Raw genomic sequence first — 24,237 nt, 5'->3', positions numbered from 1 at the left:
CCATGTCGACGCTTCGCTGTGGACTTATCCAACTGGGCCTGAAAGCAGATACCCGCGAATCACCAGAACAGATTCGTGACATCATGCTGGAGGCACACATTCCCTACATAGAGCAGGCCGGCAAGGCCGGCGTCCGGATACTCTGTTTTCAGGAGGTCTTCACCCAACCCTATTTCTGCCCGAGCCAGGATAGCCGCTGGTACGCAGCTGCCGAGGCCGTTCCCGAAGGTCCAACGACACGGCTCATGCAGGACTACGCCAGAAAACACCAGATGGTCATCGTCGTCCCGATCTATGAAAAGGCGATGACCGGCGTCTACTACAACACGGCGGCGGTCATTGATGCCGATGGCAGCTATCTCGGCAAATACCGCAAGACCCATATCCCGCAGGTCGCCGGTTTCTGGGAGAAATTCTTCTTCAAACCCGGCAGCTCCGGCTGGCCGGTCTTTGAAACCCGATATGGAAAAATCGGCGTTTATATCTGCTACGACCGTCATTTCCCGGAAGGCTGGCGCGCCCTGGCGCTCAACGGTGCTGAGATCATTTTTAATCCCTCCGCCACGGTAAAGGGGCTTTCCCAATACCTGTGGGAGCTTGAACAACCCGCCGCCGCAGCCGCCAATGGCTGTTATATCGCGGCCATTAACCGTGTCGGGACAGAATCTCCATGGGATATTGGTGAATTCTACGGCTCGTCTTATTTCGTTAATCCCCGGGGAACCATTGAGGCGCAGGCCAGCGCCACAGACGACGAACTGCTGATTCATGACCTGGATATGCAACAGGTACAGGATGTCCGTAACCAGTGGCAGTTCTTCCGCGACCGTCGTCCCGGCCAGTACCAGCGGCTGACCCAGCCTGAATAAGGAGACCTGCCATGACACTTTTGATCCGGGGCGGCACCGTCGCCAACCATGACCGTACCTTTCGAGCCGACGTTCTCTGTGAAGCAGACCAGATCGTTGCAGTGAACGATTCTATCGAGCCGCCAGCCGGTTGCGACATCGTTGATGCTGACGGTTGCTATGTCATGCCCGGCGGGATCGACCCCCACACCCATATGCAGTTGCCGTTTATGGGAACGGTGGCCAGCGAGGATTTTTACACCGGGACCTGCGCCGGACTGGCCGGCGGGACAACCAGTATTATTGATTTTGTCATCCCGTCCCCCGGCGAACGCCTGCTGGATGCCTATCACAAATGGCGGGGATGGGCCGAGAAAGCGGCTGCGGATTACACGTTCCATGTGGCGGTCACCTGGTGGGATGACAGCGTTTATGAGGACATGGGAACGCTGGTACGTGACCATGGCGTCAACAGTTTCAAGCACTTCATGGCCTACAAAGGCGCCATCATGGCGCCCGATGACATTCTTGTCGCCAGCTTCAGCCGCTGCCTGGAACTGGGCGCTATTCCCACGGTGCATGCTGAAAATGGTGAACTGGTCTGGCATCTTCAGCATAAACTTCTCAGGGAAGGACTGACAGGGCCTGAAGCCCATCCTCTTTCCAGGCCGCCACTGGTCGAAGGTGAAGCCGCCAGCCGCGCCATAAGGATTGCCGGCACATTGGGCACCCCCATCTACATTGTCCATGTCTCAACCCAGGATGCTGCCGATGAAATCGCCTACGCCCGCTCAAAAGGCATGAAAGTCTTTGGTGAAGTGCTGGCCGGCCACCTGGTGATTGACGACAGTGTTTATCGTGATCCTGACTGGACGACAGCCGCAGCCCATGTAATGAGTCCGCCTTTCCGCAGCAAGGAACACCAGGATGCACTGTGGAAAGCCCTGCAATGTGGCACCCTGCAGACCACTGCCACCGATCACTGCTGTTTCTGCAACGAACAGAAAGCCATGGGGCGGGATGATTTCACCAAAATACCCAATGGCACTGCAGGCATTGAAGACCGCATGAGCGTGTTATGGGATACCGGTGTGGACAGCGGTCGTCTTTCTGTACCTGAGTTTGTGGCAGCTACCTCGACCCACGCCGCGCAGATATTCAATATCTACCCCAAAAAAGGTGTGATTGCAGCAGGTGCAGACGCGGATATCGTGATCTGGGACCCCACCGCGAGCCGCACCATTTCAGCCAGCACCCATCATCAGAATGTCGATTTCAATGTTTTCGAAGGTATGACTGTATCGGGCGTTGCCAGTACGACGATCAGCCGGGGGGATGTTGTCTGGTCTGATGGCGAGCTGCGGGCAGATCCTGGTCGAGGCACTTACATCCAGCGCCCCGCCTACCCTCCCGTCTATGAGGTTCTGAAAAAGCGTGCAGACTCAAGTCCGCTACTGGCTGTCAGTCGATAAGATCAATTGATCTACCACCGGGTAACCTTAAACCAGAGGTTGCCCGGCGCTTAGGCCGTCAACTCAGGGATTGTCTCAGGCACGGTGAGTCCCAACCCTCTCAGCAGGGTTGTCACCAGTGTTCGATGCCCGGCCTGAACCTGTGATTCCCAGGATTGATCCTTCCCCCCCAACAGTTCGATCTGTGCGGCAAAATCCGCAAAGTGCTGGGTGCTGGACCAGATCATGTACATCAGCTGTCGACCATCCACCAGTTCAATCAGTTGATCCCGCTGCCACTGGTCTATTACCGTGACGCACTGATCCAGCCAGGGTTTCACGTCATGGGTAATGTAGTCGCTGACAAAGGGCGCGCCGCTGATGACCTCATTGGCCCAGAGGCGTGAACCTTCCGGGTTCTCCAGGCTGGCGCGGCATTTCTGGGTGATATACAGCATCAGCGACTGTGCCGGGTCATGTTCATAGAGAAATACATCCGCATCCTGCATCCAGGCCTGCGCCGTTGTCTTGAGAACTTCAAGGTAAAGATCCTGCTTGGACGGGAAATAATAATGCACATTCGATTTAGGCAGGTTGATCAGGCGGGCAATGTCACCCGTGCTGGTGCCTTTATAACCGTTGGTAGCGAAACAGCGAGTCGCTGCCGCCAGGATTTTACGAACATTCGCTTCCCGGATTGCCGCTTTGTGTGCAGTCTTCGGTACAGGCAGAACCCCACTTTTTTTTGTCATTATACTGGTGCTCATAATCCATGCCCCGCAACAGGATACGTTAAGGTATGGCTGCACAACGATCAGACAAACACACTGATACGACAACAGCCTGTTCTCTCACGGCACTAGTATTCCTCTTTAGTGATACCAGCGCAATTCCGGCATCACATAATATTCTGACCAGCAACCCGGGAATGGCACGCTACCTGCTTATGATGTTACCCGGGCATTTTGCGTCTATAACTGAAACACCGTGATGACAAAGAAGTGTTCTGATAGCGTCTTAACTCAAGAACAATAACAGGCTTTACACAAGCTGATTTGAGGAGCCTCCCCATGAAAGCCTTTGCGGATATCCGTGGCGGACGACTGGAACCAGCCGAATACGACAAAAACTTCGCCGACATCAAGCCGCCACTAACGACAATGCAGGCACAGGTAGAAAGTAGTCGCTGCCTGTTTTGCTACGATGCCCCCTGCATCAACGCCTGTCCGACAGGTATCGATATTCCCGGTTTCATCCGCAGCATTCAGACAGGAAATATTGACGGTGCTGCCAATACCATTCTGTCGTCGAATATTCTGGGCGCCAGCTGTGCACGTATCTGCCCGGTGGAAATGCTTTGCGAACAGGCCTGTGTCCGCAACCATGAACAGGAGTGTCGCCCGGTGCTGATCGGTCAGCTGCAGCGACATGCGCTGGATCACCGACATGATAAATCAGCACATCCTGCGCGCCGGAGCCCCTCCACCGGTAAGCGCATTGCCGTTATTGGTTCAGGCCCCGCCGGGCTGTCTGCCGCCTGGCATCTCTCCATCAAGGGTCATGAGGTCGTCATCTTTGACGCAGCAGACAAACCCGGTGGTCTGAACAGCTATGGGGTGGCTCGCTACAAGCTGCCACAGGAAACCGCCGATGATGAGATCCGTTTTGTGCTGGGAATAGGTGGTATTGAACTGCGCTGCGGGGTAGCCATTGGACAGGATATCTCGCTGCCGGAACTGCGCGAAGCCTATGACGCCGTATTCATTGCCGCAGGCCTGCAGGCTGTCAATAGCCTGGGGATTGATGGAGAAGCCTGTGAGGCAGCGTGCAACGCCGTCGACTACATCGCCGAACTACGCCAGTGCAACGATCTGGCTGAATTGCCCGTCGGACGACGGGTAGTTGTAATTGGCGCTGGCAATACTGCGGTGGATATCGCGACACAAAGCAAACAACTGGGCGCAGAGGAAGTTCTTATGGTCTACCGTCGTGGACAACAACAGATGTCTGCAACCGACCATGAACAATGTGTCGCCAAAGAACATGATGTCGTAATTCGTTACTGGGCCCGCCCCGTTCGCCTATTGAACGAAAAGGGTTTGGTAACAGGTGTCGAATTCGAACGTACTGAAAAAGATGATCAGGGTAATCTTTCCGGTAGCGGCGAATACTTTACCCTGCCCGCAGACATGGTATTCAAAGCGACCGGACAGGCGTTCACGCCTGAACCGTTCTATGACGGTGAAACCCTGCAACTGTCCAATGGCCGAATCCACATAGACGACCAGTTCAGAACATCACTGAAGAACGTGTATGCCGGAGGCGACTGCGTGGATCGTGATGAAGACCTCGCCGTTGTGGCAGTACAGCACGGAAAACTCGCAGCCCGTGCGATTGACCAGGATATAAAAAACAGGGAGGTACTCTGAACATGGCCGATTTATCCAGCCGTTTTCTTGGCATAGAGTCCCCCAATCCGTTCTGGCTGGCTTCTGCGCCCCCCACTGACAAGGCTTACAACGTCGTTCGTGCCTATGAGGCCGGCTGGGGAGGCGTGGTCTGGAAAACCCTCGGCGAAGATCCACCTGTCGTCAATGTCGCCTCACGCTATTCGGCGCATTACGGGCCGGACAGGCATGTCATCGGTATCAACAATATCGAACTCATTACAGACCGCCCCCTGCAGGTTAACCTGGATGAGATCACGCAGGTCAAACGGGACTGGCCGGACCGTGGCCTCATCGTGTCACTGATGGTGCCCTGTGAAGAAGAAGTCTGGCAGCGCATCCTCAGGCAGGTCGAAGCGACGGGGGCTGACGGTGTCGAACTCAACTTTGGCTGCCCCCACGGCATGCCAGAACGCGGTATGGGATCGGCCGTGGGTCAGGTGCCGGAGTATGTGACCATGGTCACCCGTTGGGCGAAACAACATACCCGCCTGCCGGTGATGGTCAAGCTGACACCCAATATCACCGATATACGCCTCTCGGCCCGCGCCGCCAAAACCGGTGGCGCTGATGCCGTTTCCCTGATCAATACCATTAATTCCATTACCCATGTCGATCTGGACAACATGGTCGGCGCCCCGGCGGTAGGTGGCAAGTCGACCAACGGTGGTTACTGCGGTCCGGCCGTCAAACCCATTGCCCTGAACATGGTGTCGCAGATCGGGCTTGATCCTGAGACGAACAGCTTGCCGGTATCCGGTATCGGGGGGATCAGCAACTGGCGGGATGCGGCAGAGTTCATTGCCCTGGGTGCAGGCAACGTGCAGGTCTGTACCGCTGCCATGCTGCACGGATTCCGCATTGTAGATGACATGATTGATGGCCTGTCCCGCTGGATGGACGACAAAGGCTACCAGTCCATTGACGACTTTCGCGGGCAGGCCCTGCCAAACCAGACGTCCTGGCAATACCTGGACCTGAATTACAAGACCATCGCCCACATTGACCCTTCACAATGTATTGGTTGTGGGCGCTGCTACGCCGCCTGCGAGGATACGTCCCACCAGGCCATTCGCTACACCCACAACGCGGGTATGCGTAACTTTTCAGTTATTGAAACTGCATGCGTGGGTTGTAACCTGTGTCAGATGACCTGTCCGGTGGAAAACTGTATTACCATGGTTGCCCAGGATACCGGCAAGCCCTATCTTAACTGGACGCAACACCCACAGAATCCTTATGCCGGAACGGACTGACAACGGTTAACCCGCTACCCACAGAATAATGAATGACAAGGGAGGCAGTCATGAGCGAACAGCGATCATCCATGAAAGCGCGTGGTGATTTCTTTGAACTGGAGGTTGGCGAGGACCTGAAGCAAAGTCCGCTGTACAACGACGATATTGCGCCAACCCGCCTGGCCGAACGCACCTGGAAGACCGGTCATGTCGCCTCCCTCTGGATCGGGATGGCCATCTGTGTTCCGACGTATACCCTGGGCGGCGTGTTGACGGCCTACTTTGGCCTGTCCGTCACCGAGGCGCTGGCAACCATTCTGCTGGCCAATCTCATTGTGTTGATCCCCCTGGTACTGAATGCCTTCAGTGGCACCCGGTATGGCATCCCGTTCCCGGTTGTACTGCGTTCGTCGTTTGGCCTTAGGGGATCCAACCTGCCCTGCCTGATCCGGGCCGTCGTCGCCTGCGGCTGGTTCGGTATTCAGACCCTGTTTGGCGGGCTGGCCATCCACCTGATGCTGTCAGCCCTGTCCGACAGCTGGGCAGCACTGGGCGGCACCGGTGAAGTGATTGGCTTCTTTTTGTTTCTTACCCTGAACCTGTACGTCGTTATGCGCGGCTCTGAAGCCATACGGAAACTGGAAAGTTTTTCCGCCCCCCTGTTACTCATAGTGGGTATTGGCCTGATGACCTGGGCGTTGCCGAAGGTCGATCTTGGTGCACTGTTTGCCACGCCCGCCAACCGCCTGGAAGGCGACAGTGTCTGGGGTTACTTTTTCGGCGGACTGACGGCAATGGTCGGATTCTGGGCAACGCTGTCCCTGAATATCCCTGATTTCAGCCGTTTTGTGCGTTCCCAGAAAGATCAGCTGCTGGGACAGGCACTGGGACTCCCATTAACCATGTTTTTCTTTGCGGCGCTGGGTGTGGTACTGACCGCAGCATCTCACACGCTGGTAGGCCAGACTATTTCAGACCCCGTCAGCCTGATTGGAAAAATCGACAACACACCAGTGGTGGTTGTTGCGATGCTGATGATTATTATCGCCACCATTTCAACCAATACCGCCGCGAATATTGTGTCACCGTCCAATGATTTCCAGAACATCGCCCCGAAACTGATTAATGAAAAAAGGGGCGTCCTGCTGACGGGCCTGGTGGGCGTCCTGCTGATGGGCTGGGAGCTACTGCGGAAACTGGAACTGATTACGTCTGATACCAGTGTCGAGGCCCTCTACACTGGTTGGCTGCTGGGCTACTCCAGTCTACTGGGTCCCATTGCCGGCATCATGATTGTGGATTACTTCATTATCAGGAAGCAGCAATTAAACCTGGTGGACCTGTATCGGCAGGGTGGCCGCTACCCATCGGTTAACCCGTCAGCCATGCTGGCCCTTGTGATTCCTGTCGCGCTGACAGTCACCGCCCTTGCCACCGGGTCCATGATGTGGTTTTACAACTATGGGTGGTTTACCGGATCCCTGCTGGGTGGACTGCTCTATTATGCCCTCAGCCAAACACAGACACCGATAGAACCCACTCCGAACGATGATGACGAGAATTCCCGTCGAACCGCTTCAGAAACCCGCAGCGAAGCGTTGAGCGCTGAGGTCATTTAAACCATCAGTCGGATTGCCTCACCGGGTAATCCGGCTCTTTTTATACCTTGCATTAATCCGTGCATTTCCCCCTGTTCATGACTAGGATGTCCGGCAACTGCATTGCTGACTGTTCACTCTCACCATGAATGTTTCCGACCTGATCACCGCCAACCAGTCCTTATGGCAGGATTACACCCGGCACGCTTTCGTCCGACAGCTGGGAGAAGGCGCTTTGCCCGATAGCGCCTTTCGCCACTACCTGATCCAGGATTACCTTTTCCTTAAACACTTTGCGCGTGCCTATGCACTGGCAATTTATAAGTGCGACAGTTTTTCTGCGATGCAGCGCCCACTCTCGGCATTGAGGGGCCTGCTGGAACATGAAACCAGCCTCCATGTCGCCTACTGCCAGGAATGGGGTATTTCAGAACAGGATCTGGAAAATATCGAGGAAGACTGTGGCACTGTCGCCTACACCCGTCTGGTGCTGGATATCGGGCAATCAGGGAGCCTGTTAGAACTGTACGTCGCGCTGGCCCCCTGCGCACTGGGTTATGCGGAAATCGGCGCCTGGCTGCCGAAGCAGGCATTTACCGCCCGTGACAATAATCCCTATGTCGCCTGGATCGATATGTACGCCGGGGAAACCTTCCAGCAACTGGCTGTGGATGAAACCCGTTCACTGGATGCCATGATGAAAGAGATTCCTTCTGAAAGTCAGCAGGGACGCAGGCTAAACCGGATATTCCGGGACGCCACCCGTATGGAAATCGCCTTCTGGGAACAGGGTTTACAGCAGGCCTGCTGATCAGGCCGGGCCGTTGGACGTCACGATATTGCGCAGCTCAGGAATCGATTTAATCACATAATCGGGCTGGGCATCGTGCGTCCATGGTTCATTCTGTGGATTAAACCACACAGTACGGATACCCAGCTGCATGGGCGCGAGAATATCGTTCTCCGGGCTGTCGCCAACATGGAGCATTTCGCTTGCTGTCACTGACGCCTTTTCCATCGCCATCTGATACATCAGCGGATCCGGTTTACTGCTGTTGATATCCTCAGCTTTCAAAACGAAATCAAAAAAACGCTCAATGCGTAAATTGGCCATCTCGATATTGCCATTGGTCAGCGCCGCAAGCATGTAATGCTCATTCAGGTATTCGAGGGTTTCCAGCACTCCGGGGTAGTAAGCAATACGCCGCCGCCACTGGCTGAAAACCTCAAAAGCCGCTTCCGCACCACTGACAACTTCTTCCCGGGAATAACCCGCCTGTTCCAGCGCCATCTCCATCGCGATGATACGGGCTCGACTCACCTGGTGCCGAAATTCCGGGTGCCTTTCCCGGAACTGGTTCTTCATGGTATCCAATCCATCAAGATCGTAGTGATCCGCCAGTTTCGGATAGTTGTCGAGTAGCCAAGTGTAACACTGCCGAACCGCTTCCTTGATGACGACCAGGTTATCCCACAGGGTATCGTCCAGGTCGAAGGTAATCAGTTTGATGGTCATTCGTCGTCCTTTTTCCTCGCCCGCGGGTGCGCCTTGTCATAGACATTGGCCAGGTGCTGAAAATCCAGGTGGGTATAGATCTGGGTAGTGGATATATCGCTGTGTCCTAACAACTCCTGCACAGCCCGCAACTCGCCACTGGATTCCAGAAGATGGCTGGCAAAGGAGTGCCTGAGTTTGTGCGGGTGCAGGTTAGCCTCCAACCCCTGTCGTATTCCCCACTCTTTCACCCGGACCTGCACCTGGCGCCGACTGATGCGCTGGCCGCTACGGGCAATAAATACTGCGCTTTCTCCATCCTGCGCCAGGTTACATCGGGCCGTCAACCACTGCTGCAACGCGTTACGCGCCTTGCTGCCAACAGGCACAATACGTTCCTTGTCGCCTTTACCCACAACCCGCACAACCCCTTCATCAAGATCCAGGTCCTTTAGGTCCAGCGTGACCAGTTCCGCGAGACGTAAACCAGAGGAATAAAACAGTTCCATCATGGCATGGTCCCTGAGAAATAAAGGCGAATCAGCCGCAACATCCAACACACTGGAGAGCTGATCCGTATCCAGTGTATCCGGCAGCTTTTTGGGACGCTTCGGAGCCTGTACCTGCAAAGCCGGGTTGTTCTGGCACACACCTTCGCGTATCAGGAAATCAAAAAACTGTCGTACGGCAGATAACCAGCGATGGAGGCTACGGGGGGATAACCCTTCACGCTTCAGTGCCGCCAGACTGCGCCGAAGATGTTCAACCGTCAGTGTCGGCCACGCTTCAACACCCAACGCCGAAGCCAGCCGCAGGAATTTCTGGATATCACGCTGATACGCTTCGCAGGTATTCGCAGCTAACCCTTTTTCATAGCGAAGAAAATCCAGGTAGGCGTCAATGGCACGATTCATCAACGATGAAGCGGCTTTCTGATTGGTATCACCTTCGTTGTTTTTTATTGTGTCATTATGCGTTTCGGCTTTTTCAGAAGCACTGTCCGAGGCTTTGTCCGACGCACTCACATCAACCGTCCAAGGATGCGCCCCAGGGCATCCGCAATAAAACGAACAAAAAGCGTATCAACGCCTGCACGGAACTGGTCGGTCTGCCGGCTGGCCAGTGCCAGGATACCCAGCCGCTCGTGATAGTGAAGCGGAGTCACTGCCGCTGAGGCCACCGTGCTGGCATGACCGGGAAACAGGAAAGTCGCTTCATCAGCACGCAGCTTCCCGCAGACCGTTCGATTGCCCTGCACATTGCGGCTTAACAGATTCTGCACATGCCGGCTGAGATCCCGCTCACGACACACCCGCACCCGCGTTTCCAGGGGATGATCACTGATCAGGATGAACGTGCAGAGATCAATGCGAAAATCGTGCAGCAGACTGTCTTCGAGCGTGTCCGCCACCTCGTCCAGCGTGTCGGATTCCATTAACCCCAACAGTAATCGACGGCACTGTTCAAACAACTGGTCATTATCGCGGGCGATGTTGACAAGGTTACCCAGTCGCTGGTTCAACGTCTGGTTACGTTCACGCAACAGCGTCACCTGTCGTTCAACCAGGGATATTGTATCGCCACGCTGGTGAGGGATAGAGAGTTCGGTCAGCAGGTCATCACGGTGGTGGAAGTAATCCGGATTCTGCCTGAGGTAATCTGCCACCTCGTCAGCCGTCAGCCCTGTGGTTGACGTCTGTTGCCCCTGTTTGTCCATGGATGACCCTGTGTTCCTAACCGTAATGATCAGGGAAAATCATACTGAGGATCAGGTCGTTTTGCATCAAACGGGCTGATTATCGGTGACGTACGTTTATATCAGCAGCGGCGCTTACCATACTTGCCAAATTTCCTGCGGCAGTCTTTATACCAACAGGGCGCCTTAACGTACCAGGGTTTGGGTCAACAACTGCTCCAGTACGGCAAAGCGCTCATCAATCCGAAACAGTAATTTTTCCAACCGGTTGAGTCGCTCCGCCTGTTGATCCAGCCGGTGTTCCAGCTGATCAAAGCGCAGTGCCGACTGACTGCGCGTATCCTCTACAGATGCCATCGACTGTTGTAACTGAACCAGACGCTGTTCAAGCTGGCGGAAATGCTTGTCGACTCGCTGGCCGAACTGTTTGCGCTCATCCAGTAGCTGACGGGTCACTTCCTGTATTAACACGGCGACTTTGTGGGTATCATCGTAATTTACTCCCCGATTCAGGGCGTCACTGTCCTGCGCCATGCCTTCACCTCCGTTGTAAAACCACGCAGTGAGCATAACAAAACGCCACCTTCTGACACTGACGATCAGGTGAGTATCTCTGGCAACTTTCAACCCATGGTCGAGGTGTGAAAACAGTAGGAGCGACAATAATGACGCAACAAGACAGGCATGAAAACAAGAGGATCCTTGACGAAACCGGCGCTTCCCTGAAACCTTTGACTGCTTAAAATCTTCGTCCGGTTCCGACAAGGCCGTTGAATGTATACGGATTAAAGCGGAATTGGCATAACGACCGCGTCAGCCGCCACAACAAACACACCTGCCGGGAAGTAGTTGTTATTGTTACTGCCCGGCAGAGTACTTTAAACGCTACAAACAGTCCCTGGAGCACCTATATACGCGTCTGACCTTCATAAACCCGGGTAGCCGGCCCCGTCATCATGACCGGGTAACCTTCACCTTTCCAGGTAATGGACAGCGAACCGCCAGGCAATGTAACCGTCACGGTTTCTTCCAGCATCCCCCGTAATCGGCCCGCCACAACGGCTGCACAGGCACCGGTGCCACAGGCCAGCGTTTCGCCCACACCGCGTTCATAAACTCGCAGACGTATCTCGGAAGGATTAACGATTTCCATAAAACCGGCATTACAGCGTTCAGGAAAACGGACATGCCGGTGGATCACCGGGCCGAGCTTTTCGACTGGTGCACTGTCTACATCTTCAACCTGCAGCACCGCGTGGGGATTGCCCATGGACACCGCTGCAATCTCCAGCTCCCGTCCATCAACTTCCAGGTTGTAGGTGATCGACTGCCGGTCGGTTTTGAAGGGGATATCCCAGGGGTCCAGTATCGGCTCCCCCATGTTGACGGTAATATCACCGTTCTTTTCGACCCGGAGTTCAATATTGCCCCTGGCGGTTTCAACCCGGATCAGTTCCTTGACGGTCAGCTTCTTATCGCGGACAAACCGGGCAAAACAGCGAGCGCCGTTGCCGCACTGTTCGACTTCGCCGCCATCGGCATTGAAAATCCGGTAACGAAAATCCATCTCCGGCCGGCCGGGCGGCTCCACCAGCAGCAGCTGGTCGAAGCCGATACCGAAGCGGCGGTCGGCCAGGTCACGAATCTGCTCAGGGGACAGACGCACACTCTGGGTGACCATGTCGACCACCATGAAGTCATTGCCCAGTCCGTGCATCTTTGTAAACCGTAACAGCATAAGGTCCCCTTCAGGGCAGCAGAGACTCCGCCGCCAGCAGTGCTTCCAGTGTTTCCCTCTGACGCACCACGTGGTACGCCTCGCCATCGACCATTACTTCCGGCGGCCGGCAGCGCACATTGTAATTGGACGCCATTCCCATACAGTAGGCGCCGGCAGAGTGGATCGCCAGCAGGTCGCCTTCTGTCAGGCTGAGCATCCGCTCCTTACCGAGGAAATCGGTGCTTTCACAAACCGGGCCGACAATGTCATAGCTCTGCGCTTCGCCATCGTTCAGTTTGACCGGCTGGATATCATGCCAGCCGCCGTAGAGCGAGGGCCGGATCAGGTCATTCATCGCCGCATCAACGATGGCAAACTGTTTGTGCTCCGTATGCTTGAGCATTTCAACCCGGGTCAGCAGAATGCCTGCATTGCCAGCAATGGAACGGCCGGGTTCCAGAATCAGTTCAAGATTACGACCGCCCATTCGCTCGCGGACTGCAGCCAGGTACTCACCCGGTGCAGGCGGCTCCTCGTTCTGATAGGTAATACCCAGACCGCCCCCCAGATCCAGGTGACGAATGGTGATGCCTTTCTCTGCCACGCGGTCAATCAGCCCGAGCAGCAAGTCCAGCGCATCCAGAAATGGTGCGATAGTGGTGAGCTGGGAACCGATATGGCAGTCCACGCCACTGACCTCAAGGTTAGGCATGGCAGCTGCTTTTTCATACACCGCCTCAGCCCGCTCAATGGCAATGCCGAACTTGTTCTCTTTCAGGCCGGTGGAGATATAAGGATGGGTCCTGGCATCCACATCCGGATTGACCCGCAGCGAAATGCGGGCCACCTTGCCAGCCTCGGCCGCGACCGCCTGCAGGCGCTCCAGCTCCGGTTCGGATTCCACATTGAAACAATACACACCGGCTTCCAGCGCCCGGGCCAGCTCATCAGCCCGCTTGCCCACACCGGAGAACACCACCCGCGCCGGATCACCACCGGCGGCGATGACTTTCTCGAGCTCACCGACCGACACAATATCAAACCCGGCACCCAACCGTGCCAGCACATTCAGCACCGCCAGGTTGCCATTGGCCTTGACCGCATAGCAGACCATGCCGGGCATGCCTTCCAGCGCCCGGGCGTAGGCGAGGTAACGGGCTTCCAGTTCCGCCCGTGAATAGATGTACACCGGCGTACCAACCGCCCCGGCAATCGCACAGACCGGCACACCCTCGGCGTAGAGTTCGCCGTTCTTATAGGTAAATGGGCTCATGAAACGGCTACTCCCCCCGCAGCGTTACATTGTCCTCCACCGACGCACCGGCCTGCAGAGACTGGGACGCTTCCGGCAGGTAAAGCGGGCCTTTCTGGCCACAGGCTGAGAGCATGAATCCCAGGATCGCCAGCACCATTACGCGTTTCATTGAGGACTCCTGTACATGAATATCGTATTAGCCGTGAAGTATACCTGCCACATTGCGGTGTGGACAGGCATTGCCAGCGGTACGACAAGCGGTTAAGTTTGCCCGCTGATTTGCCGGACAACCGGCCTGTTATGATTACCGTGGCCGGTTCAATACCGGACCGTTAGTGGAGCCCCCTCACCATGATGAGTGAAAATGCCTTCAACCACCGGCTGGATGACCTGATGGTCGCCATTGAAGACGCCATTGAAGAGAGCGGTCTGGATATCGACTATGAAACCTCCGCCGGTATCCTGACCCTGACCTTCGAGAATAACAGTAAGATTATCCTGAGCCGTCAGGGCGCCATGCGTCAGCTCTGGGTTGCGGCCAAAAGTGGCGGGTTTCATTTTGATTTCAATGAAGAGCAAGAAGAGTGGGTCTGCGACAGTAATGGGGAAACACTCACACAACTTCTGAATCGCTGTGCCAGTGAACAGATGGAAGAGACTGTCAGCCTCGTTTTTTAACGAGGCTGGTCATCTGGAAACGAGTAATGTGTCAGTTATGCGATGACTTTAGTCAGTAACATATGCATTTATTCCTGATCACTGATTCTATCCGCCACCCGGCTTAATAACTCTGGCGGCAGGATACTTTCCAGTTCTGCACACGGTTTCAGGATCAGTGACGGACTTTCAGAAATGGCAATCATCCGCTCACCGTGCTTAAGATTCCTAGCTGCCTGAAACGCCAAAGATCCATCAGTCTCACGATTCAATCTGCATACTGGCGATACGACTACCAATGTCCTTTGGTGCAGGTCGGGTATCATTTTTTTAGGTAGAAAACCGGGCAGCACTGCAGCAGGCTCAGGCAATACCACCTCATCCTCTGACATTTCTCCGATGGATAGATCGCCCGGCGCCATCGCCTCATGCTCATTGTCATCAAACTGGTCAATCACCGTGGCCAGTTCAGCCACCGTCAGGCTGTTATGCTCCTGCAGCAATTGAGCAACATAACCTTCGGCGACAACGGGCCGATAGCCTTTCTCAATCAGCACCGGGGTTAAGACGCAGACGACCACTTCCCGATCCTCCCCAACCAGCTGGCAAAGGGGTTGTTTCTCCTGGAGAAGCTCCTCATAGCGCTTGTCACTTAGGCCCGGGGAATCATCACCGAGGAAGAACAAATCATTATCGCCCACATCCTGAAGGAAATTGTCTGCAAAAAATTCGTCCTGATGCACAAAGGCCCTGTTATCACTGTCTCCAGACATCCCCTCTTCCATACCATGCTGGTGATCAGAGAGCGGCCTGGTTTCAGGCATCATTTTCTTGAAGAGCGCAGACATCCGTTTCATGTCATCCCTGTCCGATGTAGGCTGTTTTTCCGGTACGTATCCTTAAATCTAGTGCAGGGTCTGCCAATTGCCTGAGAAATCAGTAGCCTTGATGTCTGGCAAGTTATCCGCTGGCGCTTCTCTTATAATCAGGCCTCCATGACATAAGAGAGAGGCCGTACCATGCTCAGTGAAACGATGATTAGCCGCCTGAATGAGCAGATTAACCTGGAGTTCTACTCTTCCAACCTGTATCTGCAGATGAGCGCATGGTGTGAATTCCACGGGTTCGAGGGCAGTGCCAAATTCCTTCGCTCCCACGCAGCAGAAGAAATGACCCATATGCATCGCCTGTTCAATTACGTGAACGAAACAGGTGCGATGGCCCAGGTGGGTGCAATCAGTGCACCGCCGGTTTCGTTTGAGAATATTGCAGACGTATTCCGCAATACCTATGAGCACGAGTGCCTGGTGACCCGCAAGATCAACGAACTGGCCCATACCGCCTTTACCGAACAGGATTACTCCACATTCAACTTCCTCCAGTGGTACGTGGGTGAACAGCATGAAGAAGAAAAACTGTTCAAATCGATCCTGGATAAAGTGGAAATGATCGGCATGGAAGGCAAGGGCCTGTTCTTCATTGACCAGGAAGTGGGCCGTATGGATACAACACATCCTCACGCTGAACACGCTGGCGCCTGATTATCCTCCCGCCTGCAGAGGGTAAACCCGGTTTATTCTCTGCAAATGCCATGAACGCCCCCCTCGTCCCCGCCCGGGAAAATCCTCGCGTGTGTACGCTGGTATTGCGCGGCTTTTAGTCTTGACAAGGCTTCCAGCGCCTGTTCCTCACCTGATGAAGCACCAGCCTGTTTAACGGGCTGGATTTTAATAGATACTGCTCAATACTTTTCCTTTATCCAGCAGTTACCTTACGCTCTCTGCTTTATCTCCGGCTTCACGTCCCTTATCGTTGAAACCATCACCGTCTATTTTTCGTATCTGTCCAGACAGGTACCTGACAGGGGTAGTGTTTATGTACGACTCGGTTAAAGATTATTACGGCAAGGTGCTGCAGAGCTCCGACGACCTCAAGACCAACGCCTGCTGCACAGGCGCGGAACTACCCGCCTATATCCGTGAGGCACTGAGCGACATTCACGATGAAGTGCTGACCCGTTACTACGGCTGTGGCCTGATTGCACCGCAGCAACTCAAAGGCTGCCATATCCTGGACCTAGGCAGTGGTTCCGGTCGTGACTGCTATGTCCTGTCGAGACTGGTGGGTGAAGATGGCGCTGTCGTTGGCGTTGATATGACGCCGGAACAACTCGAGGTCGCCAACCTCCATATTGATTACCACACCGACAAATACGGCTATAAACAACCCAATGTCCGGTTTCTGGAAGGATACCTTGAGCGGCTCCATGAACTGGATTTGCCGGACAACAGTTTTGATATCATTGTCTCCAACTGTGTCATCAACCTGTCCCCTGACAAACCGGCGGTTTTACGCGAAGCCCTGCGCCTGCTCAAGCCCGGTGGTGAATTGTATTTCTCCGATGTCTACGCCAGCCGCCGTGTACCAGCCGAACTGCTGGAAGACCCGGTACTTTACGGCGAATGCCTGAGCGGTGCGCTCTACTGGAATGACTTCATCACACTGGCGAAACAGACCGGTTTCCTTGACCCTCGCCTGGTGGAAAGCAGCCCGATTACCATTGAAAATCGCGCAATTGAAGAAAAAATCGGGCATATCGACTTCTGGTCCGCTACGTGGCGCCTGTTCAAACTGCCAGAGCTTGAATCAGCGTGCGAGGATTACGGGCAGGCCGTGATTTACAAGGGCACCATTGAACACTGCCCGAAGCAGTTTGTACTGGATAATCACCATGTCATTGAAACCGGCAAGGTGTTCCCTGTCTGCGGCAACACCTGGCAGATGCTGCATGAAACACGCTTCCGGGAACATTTCGAGTTTATCGGGGATATGTCCACCCATTACGGAATCTACGCTGACTGCGGGACACCGGTACCTTTTGAACAACAGGCAACCACCGAAAGCAGCGGCGGTTGTTGCTGACGACGATCTGCGGGCGTGCCACCGGCGGGCTCGCATGCTGCTTCAGGAAAGACGGAAAACGCATGGAATTGATCGCAAAAGAACAAGCCCACGGCCACGACTGGTACTACACGACAGACGGATCACCCAGGGGATATATCGAGCCTCACGCCCTGCGTGAACTGTGGTTTCATACCGGCACGGCCTGCAACCTGGCCTGCCCCTTCTGCCTCGAAGGCTCCAGCCCGGGTGACAACCGCCTGCAGCTGATGAAGCTGGACGACGTGCGTCCGTTTATTGATGAAGCGGTCAACCTTGGGGTCGAACAGTTTTCCTTTACCGGTGGCGAACCCTTTGTTGCCAAAGACATGGTCAAGATTCTTGCCTATGCCAGCCGATTTCGTCCCTGCCTGGTACTGACCAACGGGACAGAACCGGTATTGCAGCGGCTTCACCAGATTGCCACCCTGACCAACAGCCCACATCCGGTCTCATTCCGGATCAGCATTGACTACCCCGACCGAGAACAACACGACAGCGGCCGTGGCAACGGGAGTTTTGATAACGCCCTTAAAGGCCTTAAAGCACTGCATTCGCTCGGATTTCATGTATCCGTAGCCAGACAAATGGCGTCGGACGAAAACACCGATGCCGTCACTGCCGAATACCGGGCACTGTTCAGACAACACCAACTGCCGGACGATCTGACACTGGTCGCCTTTCCCGACTTCATGCCTCCCGGCAGCGCTCCGGAAACACCCCAGATCACCGAACACTGCATGACCCATTACCAGACAGCTGAAAGTCGCCGGCATTTCATGTGTGCATTCAGCAAAATGGTGATCAAAACCAGGGGACTGATGAAAGTCTACGCCTGCACCCTTGTCGATGATGATCCGGAGTACGACCTGGGCAGTACACTGACCGAAAGCCTGAATCAGCGGATCAGCATGAAGCACCATCGCTGCTTCAGTTGCTTTTCCTACGGTTCTTCCTGCAGCGAAATGACAGATTGAGGTGGCCTGTGAAAAAAATGGTTTGGCTCCTGATGCTTTCACTGGCGACACTGGTCACCGGCTGTAGCTGGATGCCCTGGCAGCGAACGTTCCAGCCAGCGTCATTCAGCGATTTACCCGGGTGGAACACAACACAGGCCGAAGGGCTGAAAACCTCGCTGATGCATAGTTGCGCGGTCTATCTAAAACGTTCAGGACCTGTCAGTGACAATGCCCTGTTTGGCACCTATGAACAGTGGCAGCCTCTCTGCGACCAGCTGGCAGAAACCAACGGCAGCGAACTCACAACATTCTTTCAGGGTAACTTTGACGTTTACCGTGTAGCACCCTGGGAAGACGGTCTGTTTACGGGGTACTACTCCCCTCTGCTTTACGGCAGCCGTCAACAGTCAGAACGCTATCATGTTCCACTGATCGACAAACCTGCCGATCTTGTGATGTTCAATCCCAAAGACTTTGGTATGGAAGAAGACGCTGTGCTGAAAGGCAAGCTCAACCGGGGCTGGCTGATTCCCTACGATGACCGTGAAGGCATCAACCGCCGCTTTGCCAAAGGGCATTACCGGGATGATGTCGTACTCTGGGTGGACGATACGGTTGACCGGTTCTTCCTGCAGATCCAGGGCTCCGGCTTTGTGCAGCTGGATACCGGCGAACAGGTTTACGTCCGGATCTCCGGTCGCAATGGTCACCCCTATTATGCCATTGGCCGTTACCTGAAGCGGGAAAGCCTGCTGGAAACCGTCACCATGCAAAGCATCCGGCAATGGCTGAAAGATCATCCGGACCGGCTGGAAGAAGTCCTCTATCAGAACCGGGATTTCATCTTTTTCAGCGAAAGGCCTGAAGGCGGCCCGATCGGTGCACAGGGCGTCGTGCTTACCCCGGACCGCAGCGCCGCCGTTGACCGCAGCGTCATCCCCCTGGGCACACCACTGTGGCTGGAAACCACGCTCAGCAAGGATGGTAGCCACTGGGCCCATGCCATGACGGCCCAGGATGTCGGCTCAGCCATCAAGGGCAAAGTACGTGCTGATATCTTTTTTGGCGCTGGCGATGACGCCGCAGACAAAGCCGGCCATCAAAACGCCGGTGGCAAGCTGTATGTCTTTGTACCGCGAACAGAAGAAAAGTCCCGATAAGCGCTGCCATCGCAGCGCTTACCACGCTGCGAGTCAGGCCATTTCCAGGATTTTATCCACAAGCCGGTTAATACCGGTTGCCGCCTCACTGATACTGCCGGCCAGCATGTAGGCCGGCGTTGTTACCAGTTTATTGTCTTCATCAACCACAATATCGTGTACCGGGCAATCCACATGTTCAGCGCCGGTTAACCGGATCGCTTCGGCGGTTTCACCGTCATTGCCGATCGTACAGCGAACACCTTTTCCAAACAGTTTGCCGGCCATGGCCGGTGCTATACAGATCAGGCCAACCGGTTTCTTCGCCTCTGCAAAGGCCTGTACGGCATTTGATACATCAGCCTGTACGGTCATATCCGCGCCGGTCAGGGCAAAATCCGAGAGATTCTTTGCCGCACCGAAACCACCGGGAACGATCAGTGCATCATAATCTGCAGCCTGGCATTCGGCTAAATCACGAATATTGCCGCGCGCCAGTCGCGCAGCTTCCACCAGTACGTTGCGGGATTCAGGCATCTCCTCACCGGTCATATGGTTGATGACATGGTGCTGGGGAATGTCTGGCGCAAAGCACTGGTACTCCACACCATTCTGGTCGAGCCTCAACAGGGTGATGACTGACTCATAGATTTCTGAACCATCAAAGACGCCGCAACCGGAGAGAATCACTGCAATACGTTTGTTCATAGGGACTCCTCACTTCAAGAGATTGTCTTCAAGAAACGTCAGTAACCGGTCTTCCGCCGCCCTGGCCGAGACCGGATGATAGGAATTCATGGCAGACGGTGCATCAAAGACATGTTCAGCCGTCGGGAAAAGCCGGGTTTCCAGCGGGTAACCACTCGCCTTGTAACGATCGAATACATCAACACATTCCGCGGTATCAATGACGGTATCCTGACCGGCAAGAAACACTAACGTGGGTTGCTTCACCATCCACTCACCGCGAAACCGGGCCGGAAAACCACAATAGGGATAATAGGCCGCCACCGCCCGGACACCGTCCAGTGCCTGCGTATCCTCATCGTCGGAACCATGAACTGGGTCGGGGCCATAAGCCAGGGCGTCCAGCACCGTCCAGCCGCCATGGGAGTAGCCGAGCAGGGCCAGCCGGTCTGCCGCCACGTACGGCAGCTTCCGGACATGCATCAGCGCCGCCCGGACATCCACAACCCGTTCATTCCCCCAGAGCGCATGCCCCTTACAGACCGGACGTGGCGTCAGTTTTCGACCGCTGAAACTGTCCACCAGGATCGCCACATAACCATTATCCCGAAGCCACTCTCCCCGGGGCCTTGAGATTTCTGGTTGCGGCCCGCCACAACCGTGGAACACCAGCACTGTCGGGAATGGCCCGTCACCTTCGGGCATATAAATTTCATACCAGGGCGAAAGCAGGTCATTGACCGCCTCGCGGGTGCGGGACTCAGGAAAAAGCGCACGGGCATACGGCCAGAGACCAGCCACCATTCCGATGATGACCAACAGGAAGAGTCCCACCGCCAGCCTGCGTTTTATCCGATACGTCATCTGAAGCCTGTTCCGCTGTTATTCTGCCAACACCATACTAAATCCCTCTCAAAACAGCCATGTGGGAACCGGTTCCATAGGGCGATTGTCCAATACTCAGACCAGCCTGATACCCCCGGTGATGCACCAAAGGTCAGTACCTCTGCTTCACGAAAGCTGGTAGGCTGTTACCCATTCAGTACAGAGGAGAGAGACAATGGCAGCGGTACGGTGGATACTTGGACGCCTGATTTTACTGCTCAACGCCCTGATTCCCGTGGGCAGTGTGAAGCGGTCGCCAGAGGCACAGGCCATTGTTGACCGGGAAACAGCCAGTCTTGTGCTCTACCAGTTTGAAGCCTGTCCTTTCTGCGTGAAGGTTCGTCGCGGCATGAAACGACTGGGGCTCAAGATCGAAACTCGGGATGCCAAACGCTGTCAGCAGGCGCGTGAAGAATTGCTTCAGGGCGGCGGCAAAGTGAAAGTCCCCTGCCTCCGCATTGAAAAGGAAAATGGTGAAGTCCGCTGGATGTACGAATCCTCTGATATCATCAGCTACCTGGAACAACGCTTTGCACCGGGCCAGGAAACCGTGACTCAGTGCCGGGCGGCCAGCCGCTGAGAAGCGACCGCTTCATCCAGCGAATCCCCTTTACGTGACGTCATGAAGCAGCTGCTTGCCATCGCAATGACAGCTGCGGTCATCATCAGCAGTAAGGGTCCCTTGTCGTACCCCATCTGGCTGAGCAGTTCCAACACGTAAGGGGTTCCCCCACCAAATACACAAACACCAATGTTCAAACTGACCGCTACGCCGGTATAGCGAACCCGTGTGTCGAACAGTTCGACAAGGGCTGCTTCATAGCACCCATTACCAATGGCTGCAGGCAACAACGTCAACAACGCCACCAGCCAGAGCTGTCCATCTTGCAGGGCGTTGAACGCGGGCCAGGCGACCAGCAGCATCAACAAACCACCGGCAAACAACATCCGACGACGCCCCAGGTAATCAGAAAGCCAGCCTGATAGCAGGGTCATCAGAGACAATCCCAACATAATCGCCGTAGAAACCAGGTAAATGGACCCTTCAGACAGGTTCAGATGCCTGCTGGCATAGGGGGTAAGAAACAGATAAAACGACACCATGGTCGCCGCCGAAGCAATCAGTCCCACCCCTACAAGAATTGCACGCCCATGAGACTGGAACAGATCCTTGACCGGTATCCGCGCCACCGTCTGCTCCTGAAGAATACGGGTGAATGCCGGCGACTCTACAATCCCGCGACGGAGGAAATAGCCCAGGATGCCGAGCAGACTTCCAAGGACAAACGGTATCCGCCAACCCCACGTATGAAGCTGCTCGGCCGACAGAAACGCATTCAACAGGACTCCGGTTGTAGACGCCAGCACCAGCCCCAACACGGCTGAAGCAATAATGGCCGATGTGAGCAGCCCTCTCCGCTGGGGTGAAACATGTTCCGCAGCAAAGACCAGCGCGCCGGGTAATTCTCCACCGACAGACAGCCCCTGCATCAGCCGCAATCCTGCCAGAAGGACTACAGCCATGCCCCCAATCGCGTCATAGCCTGGCAGCAGCCCTATGCCCAGCGTTGCAATGGACATCATGATGATAGAAAGCCGGAACAACTTCTTTCGTCCCAGCCGGTCACCAAAATGGCTGAAGATAATACCGCCCAGGGGACGAATGAAGTTTCCACCGGAATAGATGGCAAACATCCACAGGACACCGGTGTCACTGTGAGCCGGCAGGAAGACATCGGCCAACTGGCTGGCAAACAGCAGCAGGATGGCAAAATCAAAGAACTCAAGTACAGCCCCGAGGCATGTAATAAAAACCAGTTTTTTGAGCATTACGGTACTGAAAACGTCAATGAACGGAATTAAAGGCTGGAAAGGGCAATGACAGATACGAAATGAATAGCGTAGTGCAATTACTCAATCTAACACGGTGGCGATGTGAACTGTGCAGAAGGAAGCCTGACGAACAACAGTGTTTCAGCTGTCAACGGCGCTCAGCTGCATGACGTATTTCGTCACGGCGGTGCTTGATCAGCTCTTCCAGAATCGCGATATTGGCGGCATTTTCAAGCATGTGGATATCCTTGTCCAATACGCTCAGGCGCTCCTGGTCCCGGGCCGAGAGGATGGCATCCCGAAACGAAATGACGGCACTGGCTTCCGCCAGCATGCTCTGTTGGTCATGGTGACCATCCGTGTGGTGGGCCCAGTCACTGATTCGCTGAAGAACAGAAAAATAGAATTCATGGTGGGACAACCAGTAAAGCAGGCCGTGATGGGGTTCTTCCGATGATTTCCGGTCGGGCATTTTCATAGCGCCTCCATGCTCATTCTTCTTCAGACAGGCTGACCCGCGAAGGTATGGATGCTGCCGCACCGGTCATCAGGTGGCTTTCAATTTCAAGCCGGTGGGTCTGGATGTCCCGCATCCAACCGGGCAGTTGGGCAGCATGGACTCCCTTGAGTAATCGACGTTCCTTATCCAGAAGTTTTTTCAGGCTGAGCTCAACATCCTCCAGCGTATCGACCAGTGCATCGGCACAGGCTTTACGCTTGGCCAGGAAAACAGCCCCCAGCACCGTTGGCTTGTCACTGACCGGACGACAGCTGTCCCTGAGCGCCTGATCAAACTCATCCATCAGTTGCTTCCGGTCCCTGGCCGCAGCCTGGAAGGCCTGCCAGTGTATTTCCAGCGCCTCATCGGCACTGACCAGCTGTTTTCTGGCCGTTTCATTAATCACAAATTCCGGCAATGAGCGCGCATCAACAGGGCAAGGCATCACCTCGGGCACAGACCGGGGCTGCACTTCAGGCACCAGTGAGGCTGCAGGTGAGACCATTGGCTCAGGTAATTTGGCCGGCAGCTCCGGACTAGGCAGTGTTGCGGCAGGTTCTGATGGGGAAGGGATATCTTCAGACACCTCAAAGAGGTCATCCTCAGGGATGGAGGGGTCGATATCACCCGTGAAAGACAGGCCATTACCCGGCTCCAGGCTATCTGGATGCTCGGCCCCCTCCGGCAACGGACTCTCTCGAAACCAGTTTGTCGGGGCTAATGTTTTTAAAAAATCTTTCATTGCCACGAAATCCCTTTCTACGGGAATCCTGATCCCGCAGATAATCGCTCAACATGCTCACTAAGGGGTTTTCGACAGCAACGCCGGAGGCTTCACCTATTGGTCATGATTCTGAAAATATGTTTCAAAAAGCTGGCGCTTTCCGCCA

General features: G+C 54.9%; 26 protein-coding genes. 12 read left to right on the top strand and 14 right to left on the bottom strand.

The annotated features are described in order from the left end of the window. The first annotated feature begins 2 nt into the window (after positions 1–2). Positions 3–869, top strand: coding sequence for a nitrilase-related carbon-nitrogen hydrolase (locus AC27K1_RS00800; RefSeq protein ID WP_487147572.1), 867 nt, complete (start codon positions 3–5; stop codon positions 867–869). Between the two features lie 11 nt (positions 870–880). Then, complete coding sequence (hydA, locus tag AC27K1_RS00795) at positions 881–2,320, top strand: dihydropyrimidinase (protein WP_487147571.1); 1,440 nt, start codon at positions 881–883, stop codon at positions 2,318–2,320. 50 nt (positions 2,321–2,370) lie between these two features. On the opposite strand, the gene AC27K1_RS00790 is transcribed toward hydA, so the two are convergent. Then, complete coding sequence (locus AC27K1_RS00790) at positions 2,371–3,066, bottom strand: TetR family transcriptional regulator C-terminal domain-containing protein (protein ID WP_487147570.1); 696 nt, start codon at positions 3,064–3,066, stop codon at positions 2,371–2,373. A gap of 303 nt (positions 3,067–3,369) precedes the next feature. On the opposite strand from AC27K1_RS00790, the gene AC27K1_RS00785 reads away from it, so the two are divergent. The 4 genes from AC27K1_RS00785 to tenA all read left to right on the top strand — a co-directional run bounded on the left by AC27K1_RS00785 (position 3,370) and on the right by tenA (position 8,393). Further along, positions 3,370–4,728, top strand: coding sequence for an NAD(P)-dependent oxidoreductase (locus tag AC27K1_RS00785; protein ID WP_487147568.1), 1,359 nt, complete (start codon positions 3,370–3,372; stop codon positions 4,726–4,728). Positions 4,729–4,730: 2 nt separating this feature from the next. After that, positions 4,731–6,002 (top strand): NAD-dependent dihydropyrimidine dehydrogenase subunit PreA, encoded by a 1,272-nt coding sequence (gene preA / locus AC27K1_RS00780; RefSeq protein ID WP_487147567.1) that lies wholly within the window; start codon positions 4,731–4,733, stop codon positions 6,000–6,002. Positions 6,003–6,052: 50 nt separating this feature from the next. Beyond that, positions 6,053–7,603, top strand: a complete 1,551-nt coding sequence (locus AC27K1_RS00775) for an NCS1 family nucleobase:cation symporter-1 (protein WP_487147565.1) — start codon at positions 6,053–6,055, stop codon at positions 7,601–7,603. 124 nt (positions 7,604–7,727) lie between these two features. After that, positions 7,728–8,393 carry a thiaminase II gene (tenA, locus tag AC27K1_RS00770; RefSeq protein ID WP_487147564.1) on the top strand — a complete coding sequence of 222 codons (666 nt, stop codon included), beginning with the start codon at positions 7,728–7,730 and terminating at the stop codon, positions 8,391–8,393. Here the strand turns inward: tenA and AC27K1_RS00765 are convergent, their stop codons facing one another. From AC27K1_RS00765 to lptM, 7 genes are all read right to left on the bottom strand, one after another. After that, complete coding sequence (locus AC27K1_RS00765; protein ID WP_487147562.1) at positions 8,394–9,098, bottom strand: HAD family hydrolase; 705 nt, start codon at positions 9,096–9,098, stop codon at positions 8,394–8,396. Continuing rightward, complete coding sequence (gene xerC / locus AC27K1_RS00760) at positions 9,095–10,102, bottom strand: tyrosine recombinase XerC (RefSeq protein WP_487147560.1); 1,008 nt, start codon at positions 10,100–10,102, stop codon at positions 9,095–9,097. Before xerC ends, AC27K1_RS00765 begins: the two co-directional genes overlap by 4 nt. Further along, complete coding sequence (locus tag AC27K1_RS00755) at positions 10,099–10,794, bottom strand: DUF484 family protein (protein WP_487147559.1); 696 nt, start codon at positions 10,792–10,794, stop codon at positions 10,099–10,101. Before AC27K1_RS00755 ends, xerC begins: the two co-directional genes overlap by 4 nt. Positions 10,795–10,959: 165 nt before the next feature. Next, positions 10,960–11,307, bottom strand: coding sequence for a hypothetical protein (locus AC27K1_RS00750; protein ID WP_487147557.1), 348 nt, complete (start codon positions 11,305–11,307; stop codon positions 10,960–10,962). Positions 11,308–11,680: 373 nt separating this feature from the next. Further along, positions 11,681–12,511, bottom strand: coding sequence for a diaminopimelate epimerase (gene dapF, locus AC27K1_RS00745; protein WP_487147555.1), 831 nt, complete (start codon positions 12,509–12,511; stop codon positions 11,681–11,683). A 10-nt stretch (positions 12,512–12,521) separates the two neighbouring features. Then, on the bottom strand, positions 12,522–13,766 hold the full coding sequence (lysA, locus tag AC27K1_RS00740; protein WP_487147554.1) for a diaminopimelate decarboxylase: 1,245 nt from the start codon (positions 13,764–13,766) through the stop codon (positions 12,522–12,524). A gap of 7 nt (positions 13,767–13,773) precedes the next feature. Next, the gene (lptM, locus tag AC27K1_RS00735) at positions 13,774–13,917 is read right to left on the bottom strand and encodes an LPS translocon maturation chaperone LptM (RefSeq protein ID WP_345197321.1); all 144 of its coding nucleotides are present in this window, start codon (positions 13,915–13,917) and stop codon (positions 13,774–13,776) included. Between the two features lie 182 nt (positions 13,918–14,099). On the opposite strand from lptM, the gene cyaY reads away from it, so the two are divergent. After that, positions 14,100–14,426, top strand: coding sequence for an iron donor protein CyaY (cyaY, locus tag AC27K1_RS00730; RefSeq protein WP_487147553.1), 327 nt, complete (start codon positions 14,100–14,102; stop codon positions 14,424–14,426). A 68-nt stretch (positions 14,427–14,494) separates the two neighbouring features. Here cyaY and AC27K1_RS00725 read toward each other — a convergent pair whose 3' ends face one another. Next, positions 14,495–15,262, bottom strand: a complete 768-nt coding sequence (locus AC27K1_RS00725) for a hypothetical protein (protein ID WP_487147552.1) — start codon at positions 15,260–15,262, stop codon at positions 14,495–14,497. A 162-nt stretch (positions 15,263–15,424) separates the two neighbouring features. Between AC27K1_RS00725 and ftnA the strand changes: the two genes are divergently transcribed. From ftnA to mltA, 4 genes are all read left to right on the top strand, one after another. Beyond that, positions 15,425–15,946, top strand: coding sequence for a non-heme ferritin (gene ftnA / locus AC27K1_RS00720; protein ID WP_487147551.1), 522 nt, complete (start codon positions 15,425–15,427; stop codon positions 15,944–15,946). A 334-nt stretch (positions 15,947–16,280) separates the two neighbouring features. After that, positions 16,281–17,327, top strand: coding sequence for a methyltransferase domain-containing protein (locus AC27K1_RS00715; RefSeq protein ID WP_487147549.1), 1,047 nt, complete (start codon positions 16,281–16,283; stop codon positions 17,325–17,327). Positions 17,328–17,389: 62 nt separating this feature from the next. Continuing rightward, entirely contained in the window at positions 17,390–18,322 is a 933-nt protein-coding gene (locus AC27K1_RS00710; protein ID WP_487147548.1) for a radical SAM protein, read from the top strand. A 17-nt stretch (positions 18,323–18,339) separates the two neighbouring features. Continuing rightward, positions 18,340–19,464, top strand: coding sequence for a murein transglycosylase A (gene mltA, locus AC27K1_RS00705; protein ID WP_487147984.1), 1,125 nt, complete (start codon positions 18,340–18,342; stop codon positions 19,462–19,464). A 33-nt stretch (positions 19,465–19,497) separates the two neighbouring features. On the opposite strand, the gene elbB is transcribed toward mltA, so the two are convergent. Further along, entirely contained in the window at positions 19,498–20,151 is a 654-nt protein-coding gene (gene elbB / locus AC27K1_RS00700; protein WP_487147546.1) for an isoprenoid biosynthesis glyoxalase ElbB, read from the bottom strand. A 9-nt stretch (positions 20,152–20,160) separates the two neighbouring features. Further along, a complete protein-coding gene (locus AC27K1_RS00695) occupies positions 20,161–20,994 on the bottom strand; it encodes a dienelactone hydrolase family protein (protein ID WP_487147545.1) in 834 nt (277 codons plus the stop codon). A 196-nt stretch (positions 20,995–21,190) separates the two neighbouring features. On the opposite strand from AC27K1_RS00695, the gene AC27K1_RS00690 reads away from it, so the two are divergent. Next, positions 21,191–21,595 carry a glutathione S-transferase N-terminal domain-containing protein gene (locus AC27K1_RS00690; RefSeq protein ID WP_487147544.1) on the top strand — a complete coding sequence of 135 codons (405 nt, stop codon included), beginning with the start codon at positions 21,191–21,193 and terminating at the stop codon, positions 21,593–21,595. On the opposite strand, the gene AC27K1_RS00685 is transcribed toward AC27K1_RS00690, so the two are convergent. The 3 genes from AC27K1_RS00685 to AC27K1_RS00675 all read right to left on the bottom strand — a co-directional run bounded on the left by AC27K1_RS00685 (position 21,571) and on the right by AC27K1_RS00675 (position 24,089). Beyond that, positions 21,571–22,845, bottom strand: a complete 1,275-nt coding sequence (locus tag AC27K1_RS00685; protein ID WP_487147542.1) for an MFS transporter — start codon at positions 22,843–22,845, stop codon at positions 21,571–21,573. The genes AC27K1_RS00690 and AC27K1_RS00685 overlap by 25 nt on opposite strands. A 151-nt stretch (positions 22,846–22,996) precedes the next feature. Then, positions 22,997–23,326: a hypothetical protein gene (locus AC27K1_RS00680; protein ID WP_487147541.1), complete on the bottom strand. Its 330-nt coding sequence runs from the start codon at positions 23,324–23,326 to the stop codon at positions 22,997–22,999. Positions 23,327–23,339: 13 nt separating this feature from the next. Further along, positions 23,340–24,089 carry a hypothetical protein gene (locus AC27K1_RS00675; RefSeq protein ID WP_487147539.1) on the bottom strand — a complete coding sequence of 250 codons (750 nt, stop codon included), beginning with the start codon at positions 24,087–24,089 and terminating at the stop codon, positions 23,340–23,342. Between the last annotated feature and the right edge of the window lie 148 nt (positions 24,090–24,237).

Source organism: Kistimonas ophiarachnellae, from assembly GCF_057552235.1.
This window is presented reverse-complemented; position numbering and strand designations above follow the sequence as displayed.